25 protein-coding genes and 1 other annotated feature are annotated in these 22497 nt (G+C 45.6%); of the genes, 20 read left to right on the forward strand and 5 right to left on the reverse strand.

Annotated features, from left to right (window positions below):
• The first annotated feature begins 38 nt into the window (after positions 1–38).
• Entirely contained in the window at positions 39–914 is an 876-nt protein-coding gene (locus IGI72_RS00070; RefSeq protein WP_016611673.1) for a DegV family protein, read from the forward strand.
• Positions 915–1014: 100 nt separating this feature from the next.
• On the opposite strand, the gene IGI72_RS00075 is transcribed toward IGI72_RS00070, so the two are convergent.
• Positions 1015–2637, reverse strand: coding sequence for an ABC-F family ATP-binding cassette domain-containing protein (locus tag IGI72_RS00075; protein ID WP_005226380.1), 1623 nt, complete (start codon positions 2635–2637; stop codon positions 1015–1017).
• 208 nt (positions 2638–2845) lie between these two features.
• On the opposite strand from IGI72_RS00075, the gene IGI72_RS00080 reads away from it, so the two are divergent.
• Positions 2846–3664: a ZIP family metal transporter gene (locus IGI72_RS00080; protein ID WP_005232914.1), complete on the forward strand. Its 819-nt coding sequence runs from the start codon at positions 2846–2848 to the stop codon at positions 3662–3664.
• A 55-nt stretch (positions 3665–3719) separates the two neighbouring features.
• Here IGI72_RS00080 and IGI72_RS00085 read toward each other — a convergent pair whose 3' ends face one another.
• A complete protein-coding gene (locus tag IGI72_RS00085) occupies positions 3720–3923 on the reverse strand; it encodes a hypothetical protein (RefSeq protein WP_010748476.1) in 204 nt (67 codons plus the stop codon).
• Positions 3924–4073: 150 nt separating this feature from the next.
• Between IGI72_RS00085 and IGI72_RS00090 the strand changes: the two genes are divergently transcribed.
• A complete protein-coding gene (locus tag IGI72_RS00090; RefSeq protein WP_010748477.1) occupies positions 4074–4475 on the forward strand; it encodes a DUF4809 family protein in 402 nt (133 codons plus the stop codon).
• Between the two features lie 103 nt (positions 4476–4578).
• On the opposite strand, the gene IGI72_RS00095 is transcribed toward IGI72_RS00090, so the two are convergent.
• Positions 4579–5823, reverse strand: a complete 1245-nt coding sequence (locus IGI72_RS00095) for a glutamate-5-semialdehyde dehydrogenase (RefSeq protein WP_005226389.1) — start codon at positions 5821–5823, stop codon at positions 4579–4581.
• Complete coding sequence (gene proB / locus IGI72_RS00100) at positions 5820–6635, reverse strand: glutamate 5-kinase (protein ID WP_008376761.1); 816 nt, start codon at positions 6633–6635, stop codon at positions 5820–5822. The genes IGI72_RS00095 and proB overlap by 4 nt, the downstream gene beginning before the upstream one ends.
• A gap of 189 nt (positions 6636–6824) precedes the next feature.
• Between proB and IGI72_RS00105 the strand changes: the two genes are divergently transcribed.
• The 13 genes from IGI72_RS00105 (at position 6825) to IGI72_RS00165 (ending at position 17132) form a co-directional block, all read left to right on the forward strand.
• On the forward strand, positions 6825–7334 hold the full coding sequence (locus tag IGI72_RS00105; protein ID WP_010748479.1) for a hypothetical protein: 510 nt from the start codon (positions 6825–6827) through the stop codon (positions 7332–7334).
• A gap of 44 nt (positions 7335–7378) precedes the next feature.
• Complete coding sequence (gene radA / locus IGI72_RS00110) at positions 7379–8749, forward strand: DNA repair protein RadA (protein WP_005226394.1); 1371 nt, start codon at positions 7379–7381, stop codon at positions 8747–8749.
• Position 8750: 1 nt separating this feature from the next.
• Positions 8751–8882, forward strand: coding sequence for a hypothetical protein (locus IGI72_RS00115; protein WP_254907872.1), 132 nt, complete (start codon positions 8751–8753; stop codon positions 8880–8882).
• Positions 8883–8917: 35 nt separating this feature from the next.
• The gene (locus IGI72_RS00120; RefSeq protein WP_005226396.1) at positions 8918–10057 is read left to right on the forward strand and encodes a PIN/TRAM domain-containing protein; all 1140 of its coding nucleotides are present in this window, start codon (positions 8918–8920) and stop codon (positions 10055–10057) included.
• A 169-nt stretch (positions 10058–10226) separates the two neighbouring features.
• Complete coding sequence (gene gltX / locus IGI72_RS00125) at positions 10227–11684, forward strand: glutamate--tRNA ligase (RefSeq protein WP_016608945.1); 1458 nt, start codon at positions 10227–10229, stop codon at positions 11682–11684.
• Positions 11681–11880, forward strand: a binding site (T-box leader). Its footprint overlaps the gene before it by 4 nt.
• 65 nt (positions 11881–11945) lie before the next feature.
• Entirely contained in the window at positions 11946–12482 is a 537-nt protein-coding gene (epsC, locus tag IGI72_RS00130; protein ID WP_213356363.1) for a serine O-acetyltransferase EpsC, read from the forward strand.
• A complete protein-coding gene (gene cysS, locus IGI72_RS00135; RefSeq protein WP_284591551.1) occupies positions 12475–13887 on the forward strand; it encodes a cysteine--tRNA ligase in 1413 nt (470 codons plus the stop codon). The genes epsC and cysS overlap by 8 nt, the downstream gene beginning before the upstream one ends.
• The gene (locus IGI72_RS00140) at positions 13884–14306 is read left to right on the forward strand and encodes a Mini-ribonuclease 3 (protein WP_005226405.1); all 423 of its coding nucleotides are present in this window, start codon (positions 13884–13886) and stop codon (positions 14304–14306) included. Before cysS ends, IGI72_RS00140 begins: the two co-directional genes overlap by 4 nt.
• Positions 14272–15111 carry a 23S rRNA (guanosine(2251)-2'-O)-methyltransferase RlmB gene (gene rlmB, locus IGI72_RS00145; protein ID WP_016608948.1) on the forward strand — a complete coding sequence of 280 codons (840 nt, stop codon included), beginning with the start codon at positions 14272–14274 and terminating at the stop codon, positions 15109–15111. Before IGI72_RS00140 ends, rlmB begins: the two co-directional genes overlap by 35 nt.
• Entirely contained in the window at positions 15108–15626 is a 519-nt protein-coding gene (locus tag IGI72_RS00150) for an NYN domain-containing protein (RefSeq protein WP_010748486.1), read from the forward strand. Before rlmB ends, IGI72_RS00150 begins: the two co-directional genes overlap by 4 nt.
• 95 nt (positions 15627–15721) lie before the next feature.
• On the forward strand, positions 15722–16285 hold the full coding sequence (locus IGI72_RS00155) for a sigma-70 family RNA polymerase sigma factor (protein ID WP_015508689.1): 564 nt from the start codon (positions 15722–15724) through the stop codon (positions 16283–16285).
• Between the two features lie 87 nt (positions 16286–16372).
• Positions 16373–16618 carry a Veg family protein gene (locus IGI72_RS00160; protein ID WP_005226417.1) on the forward strand — a complete coding sequence of 82 codons (246 nt, stop codon included), beginning with the start codon at positions 16373–16375 and terminating at the stop codon, positions 16616–16618.
• A gap of 61 nt (positions 16619–16679) precedes the next feature.
• A complete protein-coding gene (locus IGI72_RS00165; protein ID WP_010748489.1) occupies positions 16680–17132 on the forward strand; it encodes a GNAT family N-acetyltransferase in 453 nt (150 codons plus the stop codon).
• A 95-nt stretch (positions 17133–17227) separates the two neighbouring features.
• On the opposite strand, the gene mscL is transcribed toward IGI72_RS00165, so the two are convergent.
• Complete coding sequence (mscL, locus tag IGI72_RS00170; protein ID WP_005226421.1) at positions 17228–17674, reverse strand: large conductance mechanosensitive channel protein MscL; 447 nt, start codon at positions 17672–17674, stop codon at positions 17228–17230.
• Between the two features lie 161 nt (positions 17675–17835).
• On the opposite strand from mscL, the gene yfmF reads away from it, so the two are divergent.
• The 4 genes from yfmF to pgsA all read left to right on the forward strand — a co-directional run bounded on the left by yfmF (position 17836) and on the right by pgsA (position 22476).
• The gene (gene yfmF / locus IGI72_RS00175; protein WP_438752622.1) at positions 17836–19104 is read left to right on the forward strand and encodes an EF-P 5-aminopentanol modification-associated protein YfmF; all 1269 of its coding nucleotides are present in this window, start codon (positions 17836–17838) and stop codon (positions 19102–19104) included.
• On the forward strand, positions 19097–20395 hold the full coding sequence (gene yfmH, locus IGI72_RS00180; protein ID WP_438752624.1) for an EF-P 5-aminopentanol modification-associated protein YfmH: 1299 nt from the start codon (positions 19097–19099) through the stop codon (positions 20393–20395). The genes yfmF and yfmH overlap by 8 nt, the downstream gene beginning before the upstream one ends.
• Before the next feature lie 464 nt (positions 20396–20859).
• Positions 20860–21762, forward strand: coding sequence for a helix-turn-helix domain-containing protein (locus IGI72_RS00185; protein ID WP_142973402.1), 903 nt, complete (start codon positions 20860–20862; stop codon positions 21760–21762).
• Between the two features lie 132 nt (positions 21763–21894).
• The gene (gene pgsA / locus IGI72_RS00190; protein ID WP_005226440.1) at positions 21895–22476 is read left to right on the forward strand and encodes a CDP-diacylglycerol--glycerol-3-phosphate 3-phosphatidyltransferase; all 582 of its coding nucleotides are present in this window, start codon (positions 21895–21897) and stop codon (positions 22474–22476) included.
• Positions 22477–22497 lie beyond the last annotated feature (21 nt).

The raw sequence follows: 22497 nt of genomic DNA on the forward strand, positions 1-22497 counted from the left end.
TTTTTGCTATAATAGGGGGTAACGAGAGGGGTGAAACCATGTTTCAAATCATGACAGATTCCTGCTGTGATTTACCAGCAGCAAGATTAGCGGAGCTAGATGTTGCGTATATTCCGATGCTGATCGAATTAGACGGCAAAGAATATATCGATGATATGGGCAAAGAATTTGATACGGAATGGTTTTTAGGAAAACTAAAAGAGCATGCGCAGCCGACAACTTCTCAAATCAATGTCGGACGTTATATGGAGTATTTTCGGCCATATGTCGAAGCGGGCACACCGGTCCTTTATTTAGGTTTTTCTTCAGGAATGAGCGGCTCATTCCAAAGTGCCGTCCAAGCCGTAGCCTTACTAAAAGAAGAATACAAAGAAGTTGCGATCACCTTGATCGATACGCGCTCTGCGAGTTTAGGCGAAGGCTTCTTAGTGGCTGAAGCAGCCCAACAAAAAGCCCAAGGACGTTCGTTGCTGGAAGTCAGCCAATGGGTAGAAGAAAACAAACTGCGTTTAGATTCATGGGTCACCGTCGACGATTTAAAACAATTGGAACGCGGCGGCAGAATCTCTAAAACGGCGGCAGCGATCGGCGGATTGCTGAACGTGAAACCAATTATTACCGTCGATACTGCGGGAAAATTACGCAGCGTTGATCGAGTGCGGGGACGCAACAAAGCGATCCAAAAAATCGTAGATCAAACCATCGCCAATCTTCACGAATCAAAAACCAATACGGTTTATTTTGCCAATGCTGGCGATGCCGAAGCGGCGGAGAAAGTCATCAAACGTTTGACCGAAAAAGTTCCTGACATTATTATTCATCATTATCCATTAGGTCCAACGATCTCCAGTCATACCGGCTACGGCTGCTTGGCGCTGTTTTCATTCGGCAAAGCCCGTTTAGAACAAGCGTAACCTGCCAAAAATACCCGAAGCACCTAGACAAAATAAAAGAAACGCTCCAGTTGCAGCCTTGGTGGCGGGCAACTGGAGCGTTCTTTTTTTCAAAAGCAGCTTATTGATTCATTTCTGCTACGCGTTTTTGGACATCTTTGTTTTCTAAGAATTCATCGTAGGTCGTTTCGGCACGATCCACCACGCCTTTGCTAGAGACCGCAATGATACGGTTCGCAAGGGTTTGAATAAATTGGTGGTCATGAGAAGCAAACAACAATGAGCCGGTGAAGGCCATCAAGCCATCGTTTAATGCGGTGATCGATTCTAAGTCCAAGTGATTGGTTGGATCATCCAATACCAATACGTTGGCTTTTGAAAGCATCATTTTCGACAACATGCAGCGAACTTTTTCGCCCCCGGAAAGAACATTGACGGGTTTTAATACTTCGTCACCAGAGAATAACATGCGACCTAGGAAGCTGCGCAAGAAGGTATTGTCGTCTTCTTCTTTGCTTGCGTATTGACGCAACCAATCAACGATCGGGGTATCCGTATCAAATTCGCTGGTCGTATCTTTTGGCAAGTAGGCATGCTGCGTGGTCACGCCCCAACGAACACTACCTGTATCAGGAGTGATTTCCCCCATGATGACTTTGAATAGCGTTGTGGTGGTGATATCGCTATTGGCAACAAAAGCGACTTTGTCGTCTTTGTTCAAGGTGAAAGAGATATTGTCTAAAATCTTTTTGCCGTCGATCGTCACACTGACATTGTCGACTTGCAGCAAGTCATTCCCGATTTCACGTTCTGGTTTAAAACCGACAAACGGGTAGCGGCGAGACGAAGGTTGAATATCATCAAGAGTGATTTTATCCAACATTTTTTTCCGAGAAGTTGCTTGTTTGGATTTTGATGCATTGGCACTAAAGCGTGCGATAAAGTCTTGCAGTTCTTTGATCTGCTCTTCTTTTTTGGCATTTGATTGGGATTGTAATTTCGCAGCTAATTGGCTTGATTCCAACCAGAAATCATAGTTGCCGACAAACAATTTGATTTTGCCGAAGTCTAGATCGGCCATATGGGTACAAACTTTATTTAAGAAGTGGCGGTCATGGGAAACAACGATGACGGTGTTGTCAAAGTTGATCAGAAACTCTTCTAACCAGTTGATAGATTGGATATCCAATCCGTTGGTAGGCTCATCTAGGAGCAAGACGTCTGGCTTACCGAAAAGGGCTTGTGCCAGTAAGACTTTCACCCGTTGACCAGCAGTTAGATCTTTCATCAAGACATGATGCAATTCATCGGGAATGTTCAAGCCTTGCAAAAGAACAGCTGCTTCGGGCTCTGCTTCCCAGCCATCAAGTTCCGCAAATTCGCCTTCTAGTTCGGCGGCACGAATCCCATCTTCATCAGAAAAGTCTTCCTTCATGTAGATCGCGTCTTTTTCTTTCATCACTTCGTAGAGACGTTTATGGCCCATGATGACCGTTTCGATCACTGGAAACTCTTCGTAATCATAGTGGTTCTGCTTCAAGACAGCCATCCGTTCATCAGGACCTAAAGACACATTCCCGGTTGAAGGTTGGATCTCACCAGATAAAATTTTTAAAAAAGTTGATTTACCAGCACCATTTGCACCAATCAAACCATAACAATTACCAGGCGTAAACTTAATATTAACATCATCAAACAGTTTGCGGTCTGAAAAATGCAAACTTACATCACTTACTGTAATCAATTCTTTTCCTCACTTTATATAAATTGACATGGAGTCTCCTAGCATTATAGCGATGAATGTTGAAACTTTCAAGTAAAGCCGAGGATTTCATCAGGAAAGGCTTAGGGCTGGTGAAAGAAAAATTTTGGCTGCTGCTGCCTTCCTAGTAGAACCTGACGGCTTCCTATGCTAGAGTATTGGTAGAATAGTTAGACAAAGGAGCAGACGAATGGTGGATTGGTTGGTTGGATTGTCGCCATGGCAGCAAGCGTTGGCGGGGACGATCTTTACGTATGGTATGACGGCGCTTGGGGCAGCGCTAGTCTTTTTCTTCAAAGAAATCAATAAAAATGTCCTGAATACGATGCTGGGGTTTGCCTCTGGCGTGATGATCGCTGCTAGTTTCTGGTCGTTATTAGATCCTGCGATCGCACGAGCCGAAGAAAATGGCGACATTCCGTGGCTTGTGGTCAGCATCGGGTTTGGTTTGGGTGGTTTGTTTCTATATGCAGCAGATAAGACGCTCCCGCATATGCATTTTGGTCCGAATCATGAAACAGAAGGTTTGCCCAGTCATTTGAAGCGAACGATCTTGCTGGTCTTTTCGATCACGCTGCATAATATCCCAGAAGGCTTGGCGGTAGGGGTAGCGTTTGGGGCGGCGGCTAGTGCCGATGATCCGCGAGCAGCGATCTTAGCGGCGCTTTCGGTAGCGATCGGGATCGGGATCCAGAATTTTCCAGAAGGCGCAGCCGTTTCGATCCCCTTGCGCCAAGAAGGGTTAAGCCGAACCAAAGCCTTTATGTACGGGCAAGCGTCAGGGATCGTAGAACCGATCGCCGGTGTGATCGGAGCTTTGCTAGTAACGAGTATGTCCGCTGTCTTGCCGTATGCGTTGGCTTTTGCAGCGGGTGCTATGATCTATGTAGTGGTGGAAGAATTGATTCCAGAAGCGCAGCAAACCTTGACGAGTCGCCGCCATTTTGCGGTCTTTGGCGTCATGCTAGGCTTTATCTTAATGATGGTTTTAGATGTAGCATTAGGCTGATCGATAAAAAAACACCTGACTTTCCAAACGTCAGGTGTTTTTGATTTACTTGAAATTAACGATAATATTTTCTTGGCTTTTGGCGAATCGATGTTAACCAGCGAACGATCAAAACGGCTAGCAGCAAAGGAATCCCGAAACGGAAGACCAATCCGATCAGCCCACCAATAATGCCTAATACAACGGATAAAACAAGGGATGCTGCGATTAAAACTGCCACGACAGTAACGATTCTTCCTAATAAACTTTCTGTATTCATTGTGACTCCTCCTAGACTTTTTTTCTTATCCCTAGCATAGCAAGAAAGAAAAAGAAACACATCCAACTTAAGACGGAATAATTGCTCCGCCGTGCGCCATAGGTTTGTGATAAACTAAACATGAATGAATCATGAAAGGAGTCAAAAAGAATGAATGCAGAAATTCTCACGAGCCAAGTCATCACAGAAGGAGGGTGCAATGCCTGTTTGCCTTATGAACTCAATACCTTCACGCTGCAGCTGCCGGATGGTCGTAGTTTTTCGTTAGAAAACTTGGATGCTGCTGCATTAGTGATGCCAATTGCCCAGATCAATCAGTGGCAGACGCGCTTATTATTAGAAGAAGACGAAGGATTGATCTATCAAAAAGGAACGCAAGAAGTAATTTTCGTAGAGGGCAGCCGTCAGGATACGTTTTCCAGCAAAGGACAGACGATTTCTTGTCCGAAAAAGAGTTGCGAAGCTGACGTCTTTGCCACAACCAATCGAGTGCTGACAGAATTGTTTGGCATCGAACCGATTTCCTTCGTTCTGCGGGCTGCACAAGCATAAGAGGACGAAAAAAAGCCGCTTGCGCATGTACCGACCTTTTAAAGTTAGCTTTTTAGTCTAACTATTGGAAGTCATGACAGCAAGTGGCTGTTTTTTCGTATCGTTACTTACGGATCTGGCCTTCGCCATAAATAATGTATTTGGTAGAAGTCAGTGCTTCTAACCCCATTGGCCCACGGGCATGGAGTTTTTGCGTCGAGATGCCGATCTCGGCACCAAAGCCAAACATAAAGCCATCGGTGAAACGGGTCGAGGCATTGACGTAAACCGCCGCCGCATCAACTTCTTTCAAGAAGCGTTGGGAAGCGAAATAATCATCGGTGATGATCGCTTCGGAGTGCTTCGTATTGTAGCGATTGATGTGAGCAATGGCTTCTTCTAGCGAAGCCACAACTTTGATCGCTAAGATATAGTCTAAAAACTCGGTTGCCCAGTCCTCTTCAGTGGCAAGCTGTGCATTGTTCAAAAACGCCAATGCTTTTTGATCCCCTCGCAATTCGACTTGATCGGCAAACTGCTTTTCTACCATAGGCAAAAACTCCGCTGCCACTGCTTCATGGACGAGGATCGTTTCGATGGCATTGCAGACAGAAGGGCGTTGAGTCTTTGCATTCGTGACGATCGCCAGTGCCATCGGCAGCTGGGCTGCTTGGTCGATGTAGATATGATTGTTGCCGGTGCCGGTTTCGATCACTGGCACCGTGGCGGTCTCTTTGACACGACGAATCAAACCGGCGCCTCCCCGAGGGATCAAAACATCCAAGTAATCTGTCAGCCGCATCAGCTCAGCCGCTGTTTCGTGGCTCGTGTCTTCGATAAACTGGATCGCATGGCGGGAGTGTCCATTGGCAGCTAAAGCCTCTTGTAAAATAGTCACGAGGACTTGATTGGAGTGGAAGGCTTCCTTTCCACCACGCAAAATCACGGCATTTCCTGATTTGAAACACAGACTAGCTGCGTCAGTGGTGACATTAGGGCGGGCTTCGTAGATGATGCCGATGACCCCTAAAGGCACTCGTTGTTGACCAATCAAAAGATCGTCAGCATTGCGCCACATTTTATCCACGGCACCGATTGGGTCGGGCAATTGGGCGACTTCTCGGATGCCGTTAGCCATCTCGGTGATCCGTTGTTCTGTCAGCAACAGTCGATCCAGCATTGTCTGGCTGGTTCCTTTGGCTTTTGCGGCGGCTAGATCTTGTTGATTAGCAGCTAAAATCGTCTCGGCAGCTTTTTCTAAAGCATCGGCCATCGCTGCCAGTAGGTGGTTTTTTTCGCTGGCACTCAGTAAGCTTAATGTCTGGGCGCTTGCTTGAGCTTGTTGACCGATCGTTTGCAAGTTGCTCATTGCTCATCCTCCGTTCGTTGATAAAAGTGGGTGCCGACAGGTTCCCCTGCGAGCAAGTCAAAAATAATTTTCGGCTGCTTGCCGTTAGCCAGCAGCATGTGACTGTTCAAGTCTAAGATACGTTGGGCGGCTTTTAGTTTACTGGTCATACCGCCGGTTCCATAAGGACTGCCTTTTCCCGTAGCTTGTTCTAAAAGTTCTGGGGTGATTTCATTGATTTCGGAATACAAAACGGCATCAGGATCATTCAGCGGATTGGCGGAATAAAAGCCGTCGATATCAGAAAGCATGATCAAAAGCTCGGCTTTCGTCAACTGAGCGACGATCGCTGACAGCTGGTCATTGTCGCCGAATTTGGTGAGATGATCCAATTCATCCACTGCTACCGTGTCGTTTTCATTAATGATCGGGATGATCCCCATCGTAAGTAATTGCTCTAAGGTGTTGCTAACGTTTTGACGGCTTTGGGGAAATTCGATGATGTCTCTGGTCAGTAGGATCTGTGCAGTCTGCTGGCTATAGCTTTGAAAACGCTGGTTGTAGATCGTCATCAGTTCCGATTGGCCAACGGCGGCCACGGCTTGCTGCTGCGGGATCTCCACGGGTCGTTCTTTCAAATTCAACTTGTTCATGCCAACACCGATCGCACCAGAAGAAACTAAGATGATTTCTTTGCCTTGGTTTTGCAAAGCTGCTAAGACAAAGGCTAATTCATCGATGCCAGCTAGATTGATGGCACCATTGGGATAAATCAACGAGCTGGTGCCGATTTTTACAACGATTCGGTTTTTGTTTGAAAGATCTGCGCGCATATGCCACCGCCTATTTTTTGATATTTTTTCTATTGTACTCGCAAACGGGCGTTTCGTCATGTCCTTTTTTCTTTTTGGTCTATTTTTAAACGAAGAAATTGTAAAGACTTTTCGATAATTGTGTTTTCCATGAAGAAAATAGTTCTTCCTATGCTAAAATAGCTATATGTTTTATTATTGGAGGAACCCATGAAATTACGAGGATTTGAAATTATTACAGCATATAAAGAAAAAAGCATCACCTTGCCTCAACGTGCCACCCATCATGCGGCTGGTTACGACTTTGAAGCAGCGGAAGAAATCGTGGTGCCAAGCATTTGGAAAGCGGGCGTGATCGACGGGGTCAAAGCGCTTTTTGCGAAAGAGACCGCAAAACAGTTGAAGCCAACCTTGATTCCCACGGGGATCAAAGCCTATATGGGGGAAGACGAGTATTTGCAGCTGACAAATCGTTCCAGCAATCCTTTGAAACGTTTCTTAGTCTTGACGAATGGTGTCGGCGTCATCGACAGCGATTACTATGACAATCCAGATAATGAAGGGCATATCATGTTTCAGTTTACCAATTTCGGCCCCACAGATGTCGTCATTAAAAAAGGCGAACGGATCGGCCAAGGAATTTTCTTGCCGTTCTTAAAAGCTGATCAAGATACAACCACTGCCAGCCGAACCGGCGGCTTTGGCTCCTCGAATCAGTAAATCCTGCCTGGGGGTCTGTTTGATAGAAGTAGTGGAGGAGATCAATGGCAAAAAAAGCAAAAAGTCAATTTGTCTGTCAAAATTGTGGGTATAGTTCCCCTAAATATTTAGGGAAATGCCCCAATTGCGGCAGCTGGAATTCAATGGTGGAAGAAGTGATCCAAGAAACCGCCGATCGTCGAGTACGTACGACATTGACGGGGCAAAAGATGCAGCCGACGAAAATCGCCGATGTCGTACCGAAAAAAGAACCGCGGGTCCAAACGAAACTCGCTGAGTTGAATCGCGTCTTAGGCGGCGGCGTGGTCCCAGGCTCCTTGATTTTGATCGGTGGGGATCCAGGGATCGGAAAATCGACGCTGCTCTTGCAAGTTTCCCAGCAATTAGCAGCGATCGGCGGGACGGTCTTGTATGTGTCAGGAGAAGAAAGTGCCGAACAAATCAAAATGCGGGCGCAGCGCTTAGGCGCCATCGACACAGAATTTTATCTCTATGGGGAAACGGACATGTCAGAGATCAGTAAAGCGATCGAAAACATCCGCCCAGATTATGTGATCATCGATTCGATCCAAACCATGACCCAACCGGATATCACCAGCGTGGCAGGCAGTGTCAGCCAAGTGCGAGAAACGACCGCAGAATTGCTGAAAATCGCCAAAACCAATGGCATCGCCATCTTTATCGTTGGCCACGTGACGAAGGAAGGCTCGATCGCAGGACCGCGGATGTTGGAGCATATGGTGGACACCGTCTTGTATTTCGAAGGCGAAAAGCACCACAGTTTTCGAATTTTGCGGGCCGTCAAAAACCGCTTTGGGTCCACCAATGAGATCGGGATTTTTGAAATGGAAGAAGGCGGGTTGAAAGAAGTCGCCAATCCGTCACAAGTCTTTTTGGAAGAACGCTTAGAAGGCGCAACTGGATCGGCGATCGTAGTGGCAATGGAAGGCAGTCGGCCAATCTTGGTGGAGATCCAAGCACTGGTCACGCCAACGATGTTCGGCAATGCCAAACGCACGACGACGGGGCTAGACTTCAACCGCGTCTCACTGATCATGGCGGTTTTAGAAAAACGGGCAGGCTTGCTGCTGCAAAATCAAGATGCCTACTTAAAAGCAGCCGGCGGGGTCAAATTAAATGAACCTGCGATCGATCTAGCGATCGCTGTGAGTATCGCGTCTAGCTACAAAGAAAAAGGCACCAGCCCGACGGAGTGTTTTATCGGTGAAATTGGCTTGACGGGTGAGATTCGCCGAGTCAACGCGATCGAGCAACGGGTCAAAGAGGTGCAAAAACTAGGTTTTACGAAAGTTTATTTGCCGAAAAATAATCTGACTGGCTGGCAGCCGCCCAAAGGCATCGAAGTCGAAGGCGTGTCTACCTTAGCCGAAACCTTGCGGAAAGTCTTCCGTTAAAGTGGAGTCAATGCAAGAGCAAGGGGCAATCGCCTCTCCTCTTGCCCTGACGCTGCTGATTCATTCGTTTGAACCAACCGACCGACAGCCGCTGACTGGCGGAAGGAGCCTGTCTGGCAGCACGGATTTTTGAACAAAAGAAACTTACTGGAGTATGGAGGAACATGTATGCAGAAACGAGTCATTACCGCACTAATGGTACTTGCCGGAGCAAGTCTGGGGATCTCACTGATGCCTATCGCATGGCAAGCCATTGGGCAAACCCAAAATGAATGGCTGAATAATAACATCACTAATAGTTTGCTTGGAGCCCTTATTTTCTTTTTATTATCTTTACTATTAGCGAAATATATTGCAGCCGGTATTCGCAAAATTGAAGAAAAACTAAGTGAATTGAGCTTAACGTATCTCTTGTTTGGCGCAATTGGTTCGATCATCGGTCTGATGATCGGTGTGATCGTGTCGATTCCTTTTTACAATTGGGATATTCCTTTTATCAACGGGATCGCCCCAATCTTAGTGATGGTCCTGTTAGGGTATCTCGGTTTTCAGATCGGGACGACACGGATCGATGAATGGAAAAAAGTCTTTGCCCCAAAAAACAAAAAGGCAGAGCCCCAAGAGCAAGATGAACAGCAGATGCTGGAAAGAAAAATCGCGGACCATTTCCACAAATACAAAATTTTGGATACCAGCGTGATCATTGATGGTCGGATCTATGACATTGCTAAAACGGGCTTTTTAGAAGGCGTCTTGCTGATCCCGAATTTTGTCTTGTACGAATTGCAATACATCGCAGATTCTGGCGATAGTTTGAAACGGGTTCGGGGCCGCCGCGGCTTGGATATTTTGAATGCTTTGCAAAAAGAAGAAGGCATCGCAGTTGAGATGTATGAAGGCGATTTTGAAGACATTTCCGAAGTTGATAGCAAGCTGATCAAGTTAGCGAAGATGCTGGATGGTGTCGTCGTGACCAATGATTACAATCTAAACAAAGTTTCTGAATTTCAAAATGTGCCTGTCTTGAATATCAATGCGTTGGCCAATGCGGTCAAACCAGTGGTGATTCCAGGAGAAAGCATGCACGTCTTAGTGGTGAAAGCTGGCACGGAGCGCCAGCAAGGGGTCGCTTATCTAGATGACGGGACGATGGTCGTGGTGGAAGATGGCCAGCATTACATGAATGAACACATCGAAGTGATCGTCACCAGCGCCTTGCAAACGGCAGCTGGGCGGATGATTTTTGCCAAACCAGCCCATTCTGGTCGCGGCATCGACAACAAAGAAGGATCGAAATCAGAGAAATAATCCTAGGCAGCTGGCGTAAAATATGCCAGCTGCCTTTACTAATTGGGTTATTGATTGTACAATTCAACTTGAGGGTTCTGTTTTTTACGCGGGTCTTTCCCACTAAACTGAACAATAAGCCCCAAGCAGCTTGGCTGGCTTGGAAATCAGATGAAGGAAGAGGAAAACAATGACAAAAGTACGTGTACGTTACGCGCCAAGTCCAACAGGACATTTACACATCGGGAATGCTCGGACGGCTTTATTCAATTATTTGTTTGCTCGTCACAATGACGGTGAATTTATTATCCGAATCGAAGACACCGATCAAAAAAGAAACATTGAAGATGGTGAAAAAAGCCAGCTTGAAAACTTGCAATGGTTAGGAATGGATTGGGACGAATCACCTGAAAATCCAGGAGAATACGGTCCGTATCGTCAATCAGAACGCGGCGATATCTACCAACCACTGATCGATCAATTGCTTGCAAGCAATCGTGCGTATAAGTGTTATTGTACGGAAGAAGAACTGGAAGCCGAACGTGAAGGCCAAAGAGCTCGTGGCGAAATGCCCCATTATGCAGGGAAATGTGCCAACTTAACACCAGAAGAGCAAGCCGAAAAAGAAGCACAAGGCTTGAAACCAGTGATTCGTTTCCGTGTCTCTCGCAATACTGAATACAAATTCCACGACATGGTCAAAGGCGAGATCGTTTTTGAATCAGATAATGTCGGTGGCGATTTTGTCATCCAAAAACGTGACGGTATGCCGACTTACAACTTTGCAGTAGCAGTCGATGACCATCATATGAAAATCACCCATGTGCTGCGTGGAGATGACCACATCGCCAACACACCAAAACAGTTGATGATCTATGAAGCATTTGGCTGGCAAGCACCAGAATTCGGGCATATGACGTTGATCATCAATAGCGAAACCGGGAAAAAATTAAGCAAACGGGACGAATCGATTCTCCAATTCATCGAGCAATACCGTGAGTTGGGTTATCTACCAGACGCTATGTTCAACTTCATTGCACTTTTAGGCTGGTCACCAGTAGGGGAAGAAGAAATCTTCTCTCAAGAAGAATTGATCAAAATCTTTGATCCTGAACGGTTGAGCAAATCACCAGCTGCCTTCGATGCCAAGAAGTTGGAATGGGTCAATAACCAATACATGAAACAAATGGATCTGGATGAATTGACGGCAATGTGCGTCCCTTACTTGGTAAAAGCCGGTCGCATCGAAGAAACATTGACCGAAGAAAAAGCTGCCTGGTTGAAAAAAATCGTTTCCTTGTATCAACCGCAAATGAGTTTTGCGGCACAAATCGTCGACCTTTCGGAATTGTTCTTCGAAGAACACCCTGAATTAGATGATGCAGCCAAAGAAGTCTTAGCAGGAGAAACTGTACCGACGGTTTTGACAGCCTTTAAAGAAAAATTACAGGCGATGCCAGTCGTTGAGGCTGCGGCAGTCAAAGCAGCCATCAAAGAGATCCAAAAAGAAACAGGCATCAAAGGCAAGAATTTATTCATGCCGATCCGCGTGGCGGTCTCAGGCCAAACCCACGGACCAGAACTACCAGATACCGTTGAATTATTAGGGAAAGAAAAAGCCCTTGATCATTTGAATAACGTGTTATAAACACAGCGAATAGACGAAGTACTAGCCGATTTTTTTCAGAGAGACCACGGAAGGTGAGAGTGGTCAAAAAAGGCTAGGAAATGCACCTAGGAGTGGCTTTGGCGCAAGTCAAAGACGAAGCCAGCGGACGTTACCCGCTTGAAGGCAGTGCCGAACTGCGAACAAAAGTGGGACCACGCAAAAAAGCGTCTTTTGAATAAGGAAACTTATTTGAAAGACGCTTTTTTCGTATCAAGAAGTTTGGATAAAGTAGGTGAGAAGATGACTTGGTTCAAAAAAGCAATTGCGGCAACAAAAAAACATGATCCATCGGTACGATCAACGTTGGAGATCATCATCACATACCCAGGATTTCATGCCTTGTTTTGGCATCGTTGGTCGCATTTTTTGTTTCAGCATCGCTGGTATTTTTTGGCAAAACTGACGGCCCAGTTTTGGCGTTTCTTGACTGGGATCGAGATTCATCCTGGTGCGCAGATCGGCCAAGGGGTCTTTATCGATCATGGGATGGGCATCGTGATCGGGGAAACGGCGATCATTGAAGATGATGTCGTCTTGTTTCACGGGGTCACCTTAGGGGGAACCGGTAAAGAGCGGGGCAAGCGTCATCCCACGGTTAAAACCGGTGCGTTTCTCTCAGCCCATGCGCAGATCTTAGGCCCTGTCACGATCGGTGAGCGTGCTAAGATCGGCGCCAATGCAGTGGTTTTGAAGGATATCCCCGCAGAAGCAACTGCTGTCGGAATCCCAGCAAAGATCGTTCGAATCAAAGGAAAGAAGGTTACCCACGATGATTAAAATCTATAATACGCTGACACGGGAAAAAGAAGTGTTTCAGCCATTAGAAGAAAAGAAAGTAAAAATGTATGTTTGCGGACCCACCGTCTATAACTACATCCATATCGGGAATGGCCGCAGTACTGTGTCGTTTGATACCGTGCGCCGTTATTTTGAATACCGCGGCTATACAGTGGACTATTTGATGAATTTTACCGATGTCGATGATAAAATCATTCGTGCGGCAAAAGAATTAGGCACGACGGCCCCAGAAGTGGCAGAGCGTTTTATCAACGCCTTCAATGAAGATACCGCAGCGCTGAACGTCAAACCTGCTACGATGAACCCTCGTGTGATGGATCATATCGAAGACATCATTGCCTTTATTGCTGCTCTTGTAGAAAAAGGCTATGCCTATCCAGTCAATGGCGATGTTTATTACCGTACCCGTAAATTTGCTCACTATGGGCAATTAAGCGACCAATCCATCGATGAGCTGGAAGTCGGCGCAAGCCAGCGGACCGGTGAAGAACAAAAAATCAAGGAAGATCCGTTGGATTTTGCTTTGTGGAAAGCGGCAAAAGGCGATGAGATCGCTTGGGAATCTCCTTGGGGAGCCGGTCGTCCTGGCTGGCATATCGAATGCTCGGTGATGGCGACCAAACACCTAGGCGAGACCATCGATATTCATGGAGGCGGACAAGACTTGACCTTCCCGCATCATGAAAATGAGATCGCCCAAAGCGAGGCGAAAACTGGCAAGACCTTTGCCAACTATTGGATGCATAACGGCTATGTGACGATCGGTGAAGACGAAGAAAAAATGAGTAAGTCACTGGGCAACTTCGTCACGGTGCATGAGATGGTCAAAAAAGTTGATCCGCAGGTGCTGCGTTTCTTTTTGGCAACGACCCAGTACCGCCGACCAATCAAATACAGTGAGACTACCTTGCATGAAGCACAAACCAACCTGCAAAAATTGCGGACGACCTATGAAAATGCCAAATTCCGCTTGAATAGCAGTCATTATCAAGCCAGCGATGAGGACGTCAATGCAGCGGTTCTGGAAGAATTTGAAGAACGTTTCGTCAAAGAAATGGACGACGATTTCAATGCGGCTAACGGGATCACTGTGGTCTATGAATTGGCGAAGTGGCTGAACTTAGCTAGCGAAGACCCAGAAACAGATTTGGCTTTATTAGCGGCTGGATTAGCCAAATTCAGCGAATGGCTGACGATTTTCGGGATTTATTTTGTATCCGAAGAATTGCTGGATGAAGAAATCGAACAGCTGATCAATGAACGGATCGCCGCCCGCAAAGCCAAAGATTTTGCCCGCAGCGACCAAATCCGTGATGAGTTGAAAGAACAAGGGATCATCTTAGAAGATACCCCGCAAGGAACCCGATGGAGACGAGAAGCATGAGAGATTATAAACAATTGAATGGTTTGGCATTGGCCTATGTGGGGGATGCGGTCTATGAAGTCTATATTCGCGATTATTTAGTCGCCCAAGGCCAAACCCGCCCGAACCAACTGCACCATATGGCGACCCACTATGTGTCGGCCAAAGCCCAAGCGGCATTGATCCAAAAGATGTTGGATGAAGAGATCCTGACCGAAGAAGAACATGATTTTTACCGCCGCGGCCGTAATAGTAAAAGCCATACGGGTGCCAAAAATGCCGATGTCACGACGTATCGTATCGCTACTGGCTTTGAATCGCTGATCGGGTATTTGCACCTCACGCAGCAACAAGAACGCTTAGACGAGCTAATAGACTGGTGTATAAAGAAAGTAGGAGAAGAAGATGCGAGAAAAACCGCAAAGAAAGCGTCCAAATAAAAAAACAGCTGGCCGATCAGAAGCCAGACAAGAAAATAAACCGGATCGCCGCAAAGAAGCCGCTGGAGAAGCCATCGAAGATAATTTTGTCTTCGGCTATCATGCGGTTGCTGAAGCCTTGAAAGAAGGGCGAGGCAACAAGCTGTTTCTTTCCGAAGAAGCACGGGGAGAAAAAATCGATCGTTTGAAAGAAATGGCGCGGGAACAGGCAGTTCCAGTCAAATGGGTGCCAAAACAAAAGCTGGATACGATGAGTGACCAAGGGGTCCATCAAGGCATGATCTTGGCGATCACCCCTTATCAGTATTTGACCTTGGATGAATTGTTGGCCCAAACGAAAGAACAGCCGCTGTATCTGATTTTAGATAATCTAGAAGATCCCCATAATTTCGGCTCCATCATGCGAACCGCTGATGCCAGCGGCGTAGACGGGATCATCATTCCAAAACACCGTGCGGTGGGGATCACGCCAATCGTGGTGAAAACGTCGACCGGCGCAGTGGAACATATCCCTGTGGCCCGCGTGACCAACTTGACCCAAGCAGTCCAGCAACTGAAAAAAGCTGGTTTTTGGATCTTCGGTACGGATATGAGTGGCAGTGATTACCGCACATGGAATGCCAAAGGGGCGGTCGGTTTGATCATCGGCAACGAAGGTCGCGGCATGGGGGAAGGTTTGAAAAAAGAAGTGGATCAAATGCTGACGATCCCAATGACTGGGCACGTGCAGAGCTTAAATGCCAGTGTGGCGGCAGGTTTGTTGATGTATCAGGCCTTTACTAGCCGAAATGGGGCGTCCCAATGAAAACCCCTTTGCTGATCGTGGATGGCTACAATATGATTGGCGCTTGGCCGGAGCTGGTTCTTTTGAAAAATCAGGACCGTTTAGAAGATGCCCGAGAAGCCTTACTGAATCGGCTGTCGAATTATGCAAAATATGAAGGGTTGAAAATCATCGTTGTTTTTGATGCTCAACTGGTGCCTGGTGTGACCCAAAGTTACACCAAATATCAGCTGGAAGTTATTTTTACCGAAGAAGGAGAGACCGCCGACAGCTACATCGAACGAATCGCTGGTGAATTAAACAATCGATTGACCCAAGTCACCGTCGCTACCAGCGATTTAGCCGAACAGTGGGTGATCTTCTCTCAAGGTGCTTTGCGAACTTCGGCACGGGAATTGTACAAAAGCGTGGAAAAAACGGAAAAAGACATCCACGAGCATCAAACCGACTTGCGGTTTGAAAATTTCCGCCGCAATTCCCCTTGGTCACCTGAACAATTAGCCGAACTTGAAAAGAAATTGCAAGACCTTAGTTAGGGACAAAGTTGGTCTGGTAAATTAGAAGATGTCCCAGCCATTTATGATACGCTCCTTTTGTAGCAAATGAAGCAAAAACAAAAGGAGTGATCTCGATGCGCACAAAGGAAAGACAAGTATCGCACCGTTCAGATAGATTTGAAGAGTTGTTCAGAAAATATCGACCGATCGTTGAGATTTTGCATAAAAAATATTATCTGCGGGATTATGACTTAGATGATTGGCTGCAAGAAGGCAGGATCGTTTTTAATAAGTGTCTAAAGACTTACGATAAGGACAAAGGAACGACGATCGGTATCTTGTTTAAGCGTTCCTTTGAGAACCGTATCTGCAGCCTGTTGCGGGCGCAGCATGCCCAAAAACGCAAAGCTCAAGTCGATGCCTGCTCGCTGGAAGAAAAGCTTTTACAAGAAGGCAATCGGTTTTTGACCGATCATAATCGCTGTGCGGAAACTGCAGAGACCTACTTGTTCGTTAATGAATCGTTGGCAGAGTATCCGAAAAGTTTATCGTCTTTAGAACGAATGGTTATAATGAATTATTTAAAAGGATTAGAACTTGATCAGATTGCCGCTCAAGAAAAGCTGCCTTATGAAAAAATAAAAAGCGCTTTCAGTCGCGGTCGGACAAAGTTGATAGCGCTTATCAAGGGTGTTTAACAAAAATCTTATTGAAAGTAGAATTATTTTATGGTAAACTTGAAATTTTCTGCTTTTCGTGGTATGATGATGCTCGAGGTGAATGCGATGCCAACAACTTTAGCTACGATCAAGAAAGATTTAGAAGGCCGTATCGGTAGTGAGATTATGCTAGTTGCTCAGACTGGACGTAAGCGTCAAACTGAACGTCGCGGCGTTTTGACAGAAACTTATCCTTCAGTTTTTGTTGTAGATTTGGATCCAAATGAGAATTCATTCGAGCGGGTTTCTTATAGTTATTCAGATATTTTAACTAGAACTGTTGAGATTGAATTTTTATCAGAAGCTGTTTGAAACAAGAAGAGTTGACACTTTGTTGACTCTTTTTTGGTTCAATAAGATAAGGAGTGATGGGATGGCGTTTTTTCTAAAAGAGTTAGGGGAAATGACTGGGGTGGAGTTTTATCAGCTTGCCCGTTTGCGTACAGCGGTTTTTGTGGTGGAACAAGCGTGTGCGTATCAAGAGATCGATGCGATCGATGCACAAGCCAAACATTTATGGGCCCTTGATGAGGAAGGGCAGATCGTTTCGTACGCCCGTATTTTCCAGCAGGAACAAACGGTGCATTTTGGTCGGGTCATTGTGGCACCAGCATACCGGGGGCAAAAAGAAGGCCATCGTCTGATCAAAGAAGTTTTGCATCGCATTGAGCAGTGTTATCCAGCTTTGCCTATTGAGATCGAAGCACAAGCCCACTTAGAAAAATTCTACGGCCAGTATGGCTTTAAAACCATTACACCGCCTTTTTATGAAGACGGGATCCTGCATGTCGGGATGAAAAAAGAAGCAAGCACAGCGACTCTCTAGCGAGGTTCGCGTGCTTGCTTCTTTTAGCGCTATGATTGATGGATCGGATGAATCCGAATCGCTTCTTTCGACCTTATTGACTAAGAGCCGTTTTTTTATCGGATCGTATCATCCAATGATGTTGGACGTGGATCCACAGTGTTGGCAGGAGGCGTTTGCGCTTTTAGAAGGTCACGAATCTCTTCTAAATAATCCTCTGCAGTGACTTCTGGTACTTCTTCTTCCTCAGGTTGTTGTTTCAGATTGCGTAGTTTGTTGACTGCTTTGACAATCAAGAACAAGACAAATGCGGTAATCAAGAACGTAATAATGGCAGTAATTACGCGGCCGAAATCAAAGACCACATTTTTGGCTGGTTCAAAGACCAAGCCAGAAAAGGCATCTGCGTTACCAAAGAGTGATAAGATCCATGAAACCAATGGTGTCAGCAATCCTTCAACTAAACTAGTGACGATTGCGGTGAAGGCACTCCCGATCACGACCCCGATCGCCAAGTCAATGACGTTTCCTCGTAAAATAAATTCTTTAAATTCTTTAATCATCCTGTATCCTCCCTTCTAAATCTTACTGACAGTATAGCGAAAAACGCGGGATTTATAAAAAAAAACGCTCGCTGCAACAGGTTTGATCAGTGAGCCGAGGAGAAAGTTTGTCAGCTATGCTATAATTGAAGAGATAATTTTGCTTCTAGAAGGGGTGTCACATGTCTATTGAATTAAAAAAAGGTGTTCGGTTAACGGTGCTACCGACCAAAAAGTATAAAACGATCCGTTTTTTCGTTCGGTTTACTGCACCATTGCAGGCTGAAATGACCGCCAAACGGACCTTATTGACCAGTTTATTAGAAACGACTAGTTTGGCTTATCCGACACAGACCGCATTTAGCAGTCAGCTGGCAGAGCTTTACGGTGCCAGCTTTGGTATGAATGTCAACAAACGGGGCAATCTGCATCAAATCAATGCAGCGATGTCCTTTGTCAACGGGAAGTACGTGTCAGATGAAGCAGTATTGCCGCAAGCAGCCGCTTTTTTAGCAGAAGTTTTGTTCCATCCGAATGCCCACGAGGAGCAGTTTGAAGAAAAGAACTTCACCATCGAAAAGCACAACTTGATCGCCTATATGAACAGCGTGGCAGAAGATAAGCAAGCATTGGCTTCTTTAGGGCTGCAAGAGTTGTATTTCGAAAACGATCAGAATCAGAAGTATCCGAGCTTTGGCCGTCCCCAAGACTTAGAAGCTGTGACCGCAAAAGAGCTTTACCAAACCTATCGCTCAATGATGGACAATGACCAAATCGATATTTTCGTGATCGGCGATGTGGTTGAAGCAGAAGTTGCGGCGCTCTTCCAAAACATGGCCTTTACCGATCGGCCAGACCAAGCAATGCCGGTCTTTTATCAGCAAGCGGCGGAAAACATCATTCGCGAGAAAATCTTGCGAGAACCAATCATCCAAGCCAAATTGAACTTAGGCTATCATACTGGCGTGTATTATGACCAAACCGAGCGGATCGCCTTTATGGTCTTCAACGGGTTGTTTGGCGGATTCCCTCATTCAAAACTGTTTATGAATGTCCGAGAGAAAGAAAGTTTGGCGTATTATGCTTCTAGCAGTATCGATACGTTTCGTGGGTATTTGTCGGTCCAAACGGGGATCGATGGTAAAAACCGCGATAAGGTCTTCAAATTGATCGAACAGCAGCTGCAAAGCTTGCAGCGTGGCGAAGTCACCGCGGAAGAACTGGCACAAACAAAAGCGATGTTGAAAAACCAGTACTTGCTTTCATTGGATAACCCACAAGCACTGATCGAAACAGCCTATCTGAATCAGTGGGTATCGAATACGAAAATGACGGAAGATGAATTTATGCAGAAATTGGCACAAGTGACCGTGGCAGATGTCCAAGCATTGGCTCAAAACGTGTCCTTGCAAGCTATATTCTTCCTGGATAAGGAGACGACCCATGAATAAAAAAGTCTATCAGCAAATCAATGAGACCCTTTATGAAGAAGTATTGCCAAACGGCTTGAAAGTTTATTTGCTGCCAAAAGCCGATTTCCATAAAACTTACGGACTTTTCAGTACGAACTATGGCTCTGTCGACAATCATTTCGGGTTTTCACCCGAAGAATTGCATCAAGTCCCTGATGGCATTGCCCATTTTCTAGAGCACAAACTGTTTGAAAAAGAAGACGGCGATGTCTTTCAAACCTTTGGTCAGCAGGGGGCTTCTGCCAATGCCTTTACCAGTTTCACGAAAACCAGCTACCTTTTTTCGGCAACCGATCAAATCAAGCTGAACCTTGAAACGTTGATCGATTTCGTTCAAGCCCCGTATTTCACAGAAGAAACCGTCGAAAAAGAAAAAGGGATCATTGGTCAAGAAATCCAAATGTATGATGACGATCCAAACTGGCAGCAGTTTTTCGGCATCATCAAAAATCTGTATCCGAAGCACCCCTTGCATATCGATATCGCTGGTACGGTGGAAAGCATTGCGCAGATCACCGCAGAAGACTTGTATCTTTGCTACAATACCTTCTATCACCCAAGCAATATGACGCTTTTTGTGTTAGGCAATATCGATCCTGAAGAAACGATGGCGTGGATTCGGACCAATCAAGCGGCCAAGACCTTTCCAGAAACGCAGGCGATCATTCGCCAGTTTCCTGCAGAAACCTTTGCCGATATTCAAGCAGAATCAAGTCTTACCATGCCAGTAACACGTGCCAAAGGCGTATTAGGGATCAAAGGAGACTTGAACAAACTGCCGAAATCAGGAAGAGAGCTCTTGCGCTTCAAAAATGCGTTGAATCTTTTCTGCCAATTGGTGTTAGGCAATACTTCCGCCAATTATTTGCGTTTGTATGATCAAGGCATCATCGACGACACATTTGGGTTTGAAGTGAACTTGGATCGCGGCTTTTACTTTGCCGACTTCTCGGGGGATTCTGAAGAGCCAGAAAAAATGTTGGCAGAGATCGAAGCGATCGTAATGAATTTCCAGCAAGATCCAGAGATCAATGAAGAAAACTTGACGCTATTGAAGAAGAAAATGCTAGGGAAATATTTCCAATCACTGAACTCACTGGAGTTTATCGCAAACCAGTTTACCCAAAGTTTATTTGGTGAAACGACGCTCTTTGATCTGCCAGAGGTGATCCAATCGATCACTTTGGAAGATGTCCAGCAAGCGGCTCGTTCCTTTATCGATCCCAAAGCGTTTAGTCGTTTTTACATGTATCCAACGGAAAAAGCCTAAGCGAAGGCTGGTTTTGTCAAACAGCTGTCATCTAAGCGACACTGACTGATTCAAGGAGGAACGCCCAACAGAACAAGGGCTGGTCAACTCCTGAGTCATTCAGTGTTTTCTTTTTGCGTCAAAAGGTGGTTTTTTCTTGCAATTTGATGCCAATTTGGCGAAAAGTATTAAAATTTGTTTGCGAGTTGTGGTTAGGCTATCCTCAGACTTTTTCTTTTATGGTATTCTTTAATTATTGAAGCAAAATCTTTTTTTGTTTTTTTACAAAAAATCACGGAAAAAATGTTATATTTAGTAGACGGCGCGCCCAGATGGCAATCTGCGTGACGGAGTTTTTTTTATTGACGTATACAGGGAACCCCTGTTTTAAAATGATAGAGCAGCTTTGCTGACCTTACGACAAGCAGCGAAGCGATTTTAGGGCTTTTTTTAAAGATGAATAAAAGACTGGAGTAGATGATCGAGTGGCCAACGAAACAACGATTGGAGCAAAATTACGGCAAGCCCGTTTAGATAAAAACATTTCATTGATTGAATTACAACAAATGACAAAGATCCAAAAACGCTATTTAGAAGCAATTGAAGCAGAGCGTTTTGATCAATTGCCAGGCACTTTTTATGTCCGTGCGTTTATTCGCCAATATGCAGCAGCGGTTGGAGAAGACGGCGACAAATTGGTAGCCGTTTTTGATGGCAAAGATACGTTAGACGCCCCCTTACCAAAAAGACCGCAGCCTGAAACCGTCAGCGGCTCACGAAAAGCACAGCACGTAGAAGAAAAAAGCGGCTCATTTGTCGTCCGCTATTTGCCGATGATTCTATTAGGCCTGGTGGCCATTACGATCGTGAGTATCGTGGGCTACATGGCTTGGCAAGACCGGAATACAACGCCGATGATCCAAGGAAGCTCTTCTCTTGTGGTAGAAAATTCAGCGTCTACCGCTTCCACCACGTCAAGTACGGAAGAAACCAGTACTTCGAGTGAAGCGACTGAGTCCTCAAGTACGACGGAATCCAGCGAAGCGAAAATGACGATGACTGCCAGTGATTCGACGCAATCGTCGATCACGATCACGATGAAAGATGCGGAAAATCCTATTGAATTAGCATTTACTGGGCTAGATGCTTCTTGTTGGGTCGGTGTACAAGTCGACAACGCTTATGTGTACCAATACACTGTTCAAGCGGGAGAAACGCAATCGATGACGTTGCCAGAAGGCGCCACGAATGCGACTTTGACCCTGGGCGCAAGCCAAAATATCTCCATCACTGCCAATGGTCAGGACGTGGACTTTTCTGATCCGCAATTTGAATTGTTACAAAAGACAGTCCGCCTCGTGATTGAATACCAAGACGATGCGGCATAAATCTGACAAATGCGCCTTATTGAGGTATCATTAGCTAAAAAGTTATCTGTTGCATCCGACCATTGAAAAGCAGAAGTAGTGGCATGATTTGCCGTTATTTCGTACAATAGTCGGCAGAGAGGAGTCTATTTCGTGAATTTACCCAATCAATTAACTGTATTACGGATCATTATGATCCCCATCTTTATTTTGGTCTTGGTTTTGCCAATCGATCTTGGCACGCTGACCGTTGGTACGACACAATTAGAAAACACGCACCTTATTGCAGCGATCCTTTTTGCGGCAGCCAGCATTACAGACTGGCTAGATGGCAAGATCGCTCGTTCCAGAGGCCTTGTTACCAACTTCGGGAAGTTTGCTGACCCGTTAGCAGATAAAATGCTCGTCATGACGGCTTTTATCATGCTGGTTGAATTAGACAAAGCCCCAGGCTGGGTAGTTTCGATCATCGTTTGCCGCGAGTTGGCAGTGACGGGTTTACGCTTGTTGTTAGTGGAACAAAGCGGGGAAGTCATGGCTGCTGCGTGGCCAGGGAAAATCAAAACCGCGACACAAATGGTTGCGATCATTTTCTTGTTCTTGAACAACATTCCCTTTTCAATGATCGGTTTGCCTATCGATCAAATCATGTTGTATCTATGTTTGATCTTCACGATCTATTCCGGGGTCGATTATTTCATAAAAAATACGAATGTTTTTAAAGATTCTATGTAAAATTTCTAGATCTAGATAAAG

Source organism: Enterococcus sp. DIV1059_2 (genome assembly GCF_051713685.1).
GTDB classification, from domain to species: Bacteria; Bacillota; Bacilli; order Lactobacillales; family Enterococcaceae; genus Enterococcus_D; species Enterococcus_D casseliflavus.

Excerpts from the sequence above, each read along its gene's own strand:
- epsC (WP_213356363.1), top strand. The coding sequence starts at position 11,946 with ATGACTTGGTTCAAAAAAGCAATTGCGGCAACAAAAAAACATGATCCA.
- IGI72_RS00080 (WP_005232914.1), top strand. The coding sequence starts at position 2,846 with ATGGTGGATTGGTTGGTTGGATTGTCGCCATGGCAGCAAGCGTTGGCG.
- IGI72_RS00155 (WP_015508689.1), top strand. The coding sequence starts at position 15,722 with ATGCGCACAAAGGAAAGACAAGTATCGCACCGTTCAGATAGATTTGAA.
- rlmB (WP_016608948.1), top strand. The coding sequence starts at position 14,272 with ATGCGAGAAAAACCGCAAAGAAAGCGTCCAAATAAAAAAACAGCTGGC.
- IGI72_RS00160 (WP_005226417.1), top strand. The coding sequence starts at position 16,373 with ATGCCAACAACTTTAGCTACGATCAAGAAAGATTTAGAAGGCCGTATC.
- IGI72_RS00165 (WP_010748489.1), top strand. The coding sequence starts at position 16,680 with ATGGCGTTTTTTCTAAAAGAGTTAGGGGAAATGACTGGGGTGGAGTTT.
- IGI72_RS00090 (WP_010748477.1), top strand. The coding sequence starts at position 4,074 with ATGAATGCAGAAATTCTCACGAGCCAAGTCATCACAGAAGGAGGGTGC.
- gltX (WP_016608945.1), top strand. The coding sequence starts at position 10,227 with ATGACAAAAGTACGTGTACGTTACGCGCCAAGTCCAACAGGACATTTA.
- cysS (WP_284591551.1), top strand. The coding sequence starts at position 12,475 with ATGATTAAAATCTATAATACGCTGACACGGGAAAAAGAAGTGTTTCAG.
- IGI72_RS00150 (WP_010748486.1), top strand. The coding sequence starts at position 15,108 with ATGAAAACCCCTTTGCTGATCGTGGATGGCTACAATATGATTGGCGCT.
- proB (WP_008376761.1), bottom strand. The coding sequence starts at position 6,635 with ATGCGCGCAGATCTTTCAAACAAAAACCGAATCGTTGTAAAAATCGGC.
- mscL (WP_005226421.1), bottom strand. The coding sequence starts at position 17,674 with ATGATTAAAGAATTTAAAGAATTTATTTTACGAGGAAACGTCATTGAC.
- IGI72_RS00095 (WP_005226389.1), bottom strand. The coding sequence starts at position 5,823 with ATGAGCAACTTGCAAACGATCGGTCAACAAGCTCAAGCAAGCGCCCAG.
- yfmF (WP_438752622.1), top strand. The coding sequence starts at position 17,836 with ATGTCTATTGAATTAAAAAAAGGTGTTCGGTTAACGGTGCTACCGACC.
- IGI72_RS00070 (WP_016611673.1), top strand. The coding sequence starts at position 39 with ATGTTTCAAATCATGACAGATTCCTGCTGTGATTTACCAGCAGCAAGA.
- IGI72_RS00140 (WP_005226405.1), top strand. The coding sequence starts at position 13,884 with ATGAGAGATTATAAACAATTGAATGGTTTGGCATTGGCCTATGTGGGG.
- IGI72_RS00120 (WP_005226396.1), top strand. The coding sequence starts at position 8,918 with ATGCAGAAACGAGTCATTACCGCACTAATGGTACTTGCCGGAGCAAGT.
- yfmH (WP_438752624.1), top strand. The coding sequence starts at position 19,097 with ATGAATAAAAAAGTCTATCAGCAAATCAATGAGACCCTTTATGAAGAA.
- IGI72_RS00105 (WP_010748479.1), top strand. The coding sequence starts at position 6,825 with ATGAAATTACGAGGATTTGAAATTATTACAGCATATAAAGAAAAAAGC.
- IGI72_RS00085 (WP_010748476.1), bottom strand. The coding sequence starts at position 3,923 with ATGAATACAGAAAGTTTATTAGGAAGAATCGTTACTGTCGTGGCAGTT.
- radA (WP_005226394.1), top strand. The coding sequence starts at position 7,379 with ATGGCAAAAAAAGCAAAAAGTCAATTTGTCTGTCAAAATTGTGGGTAT.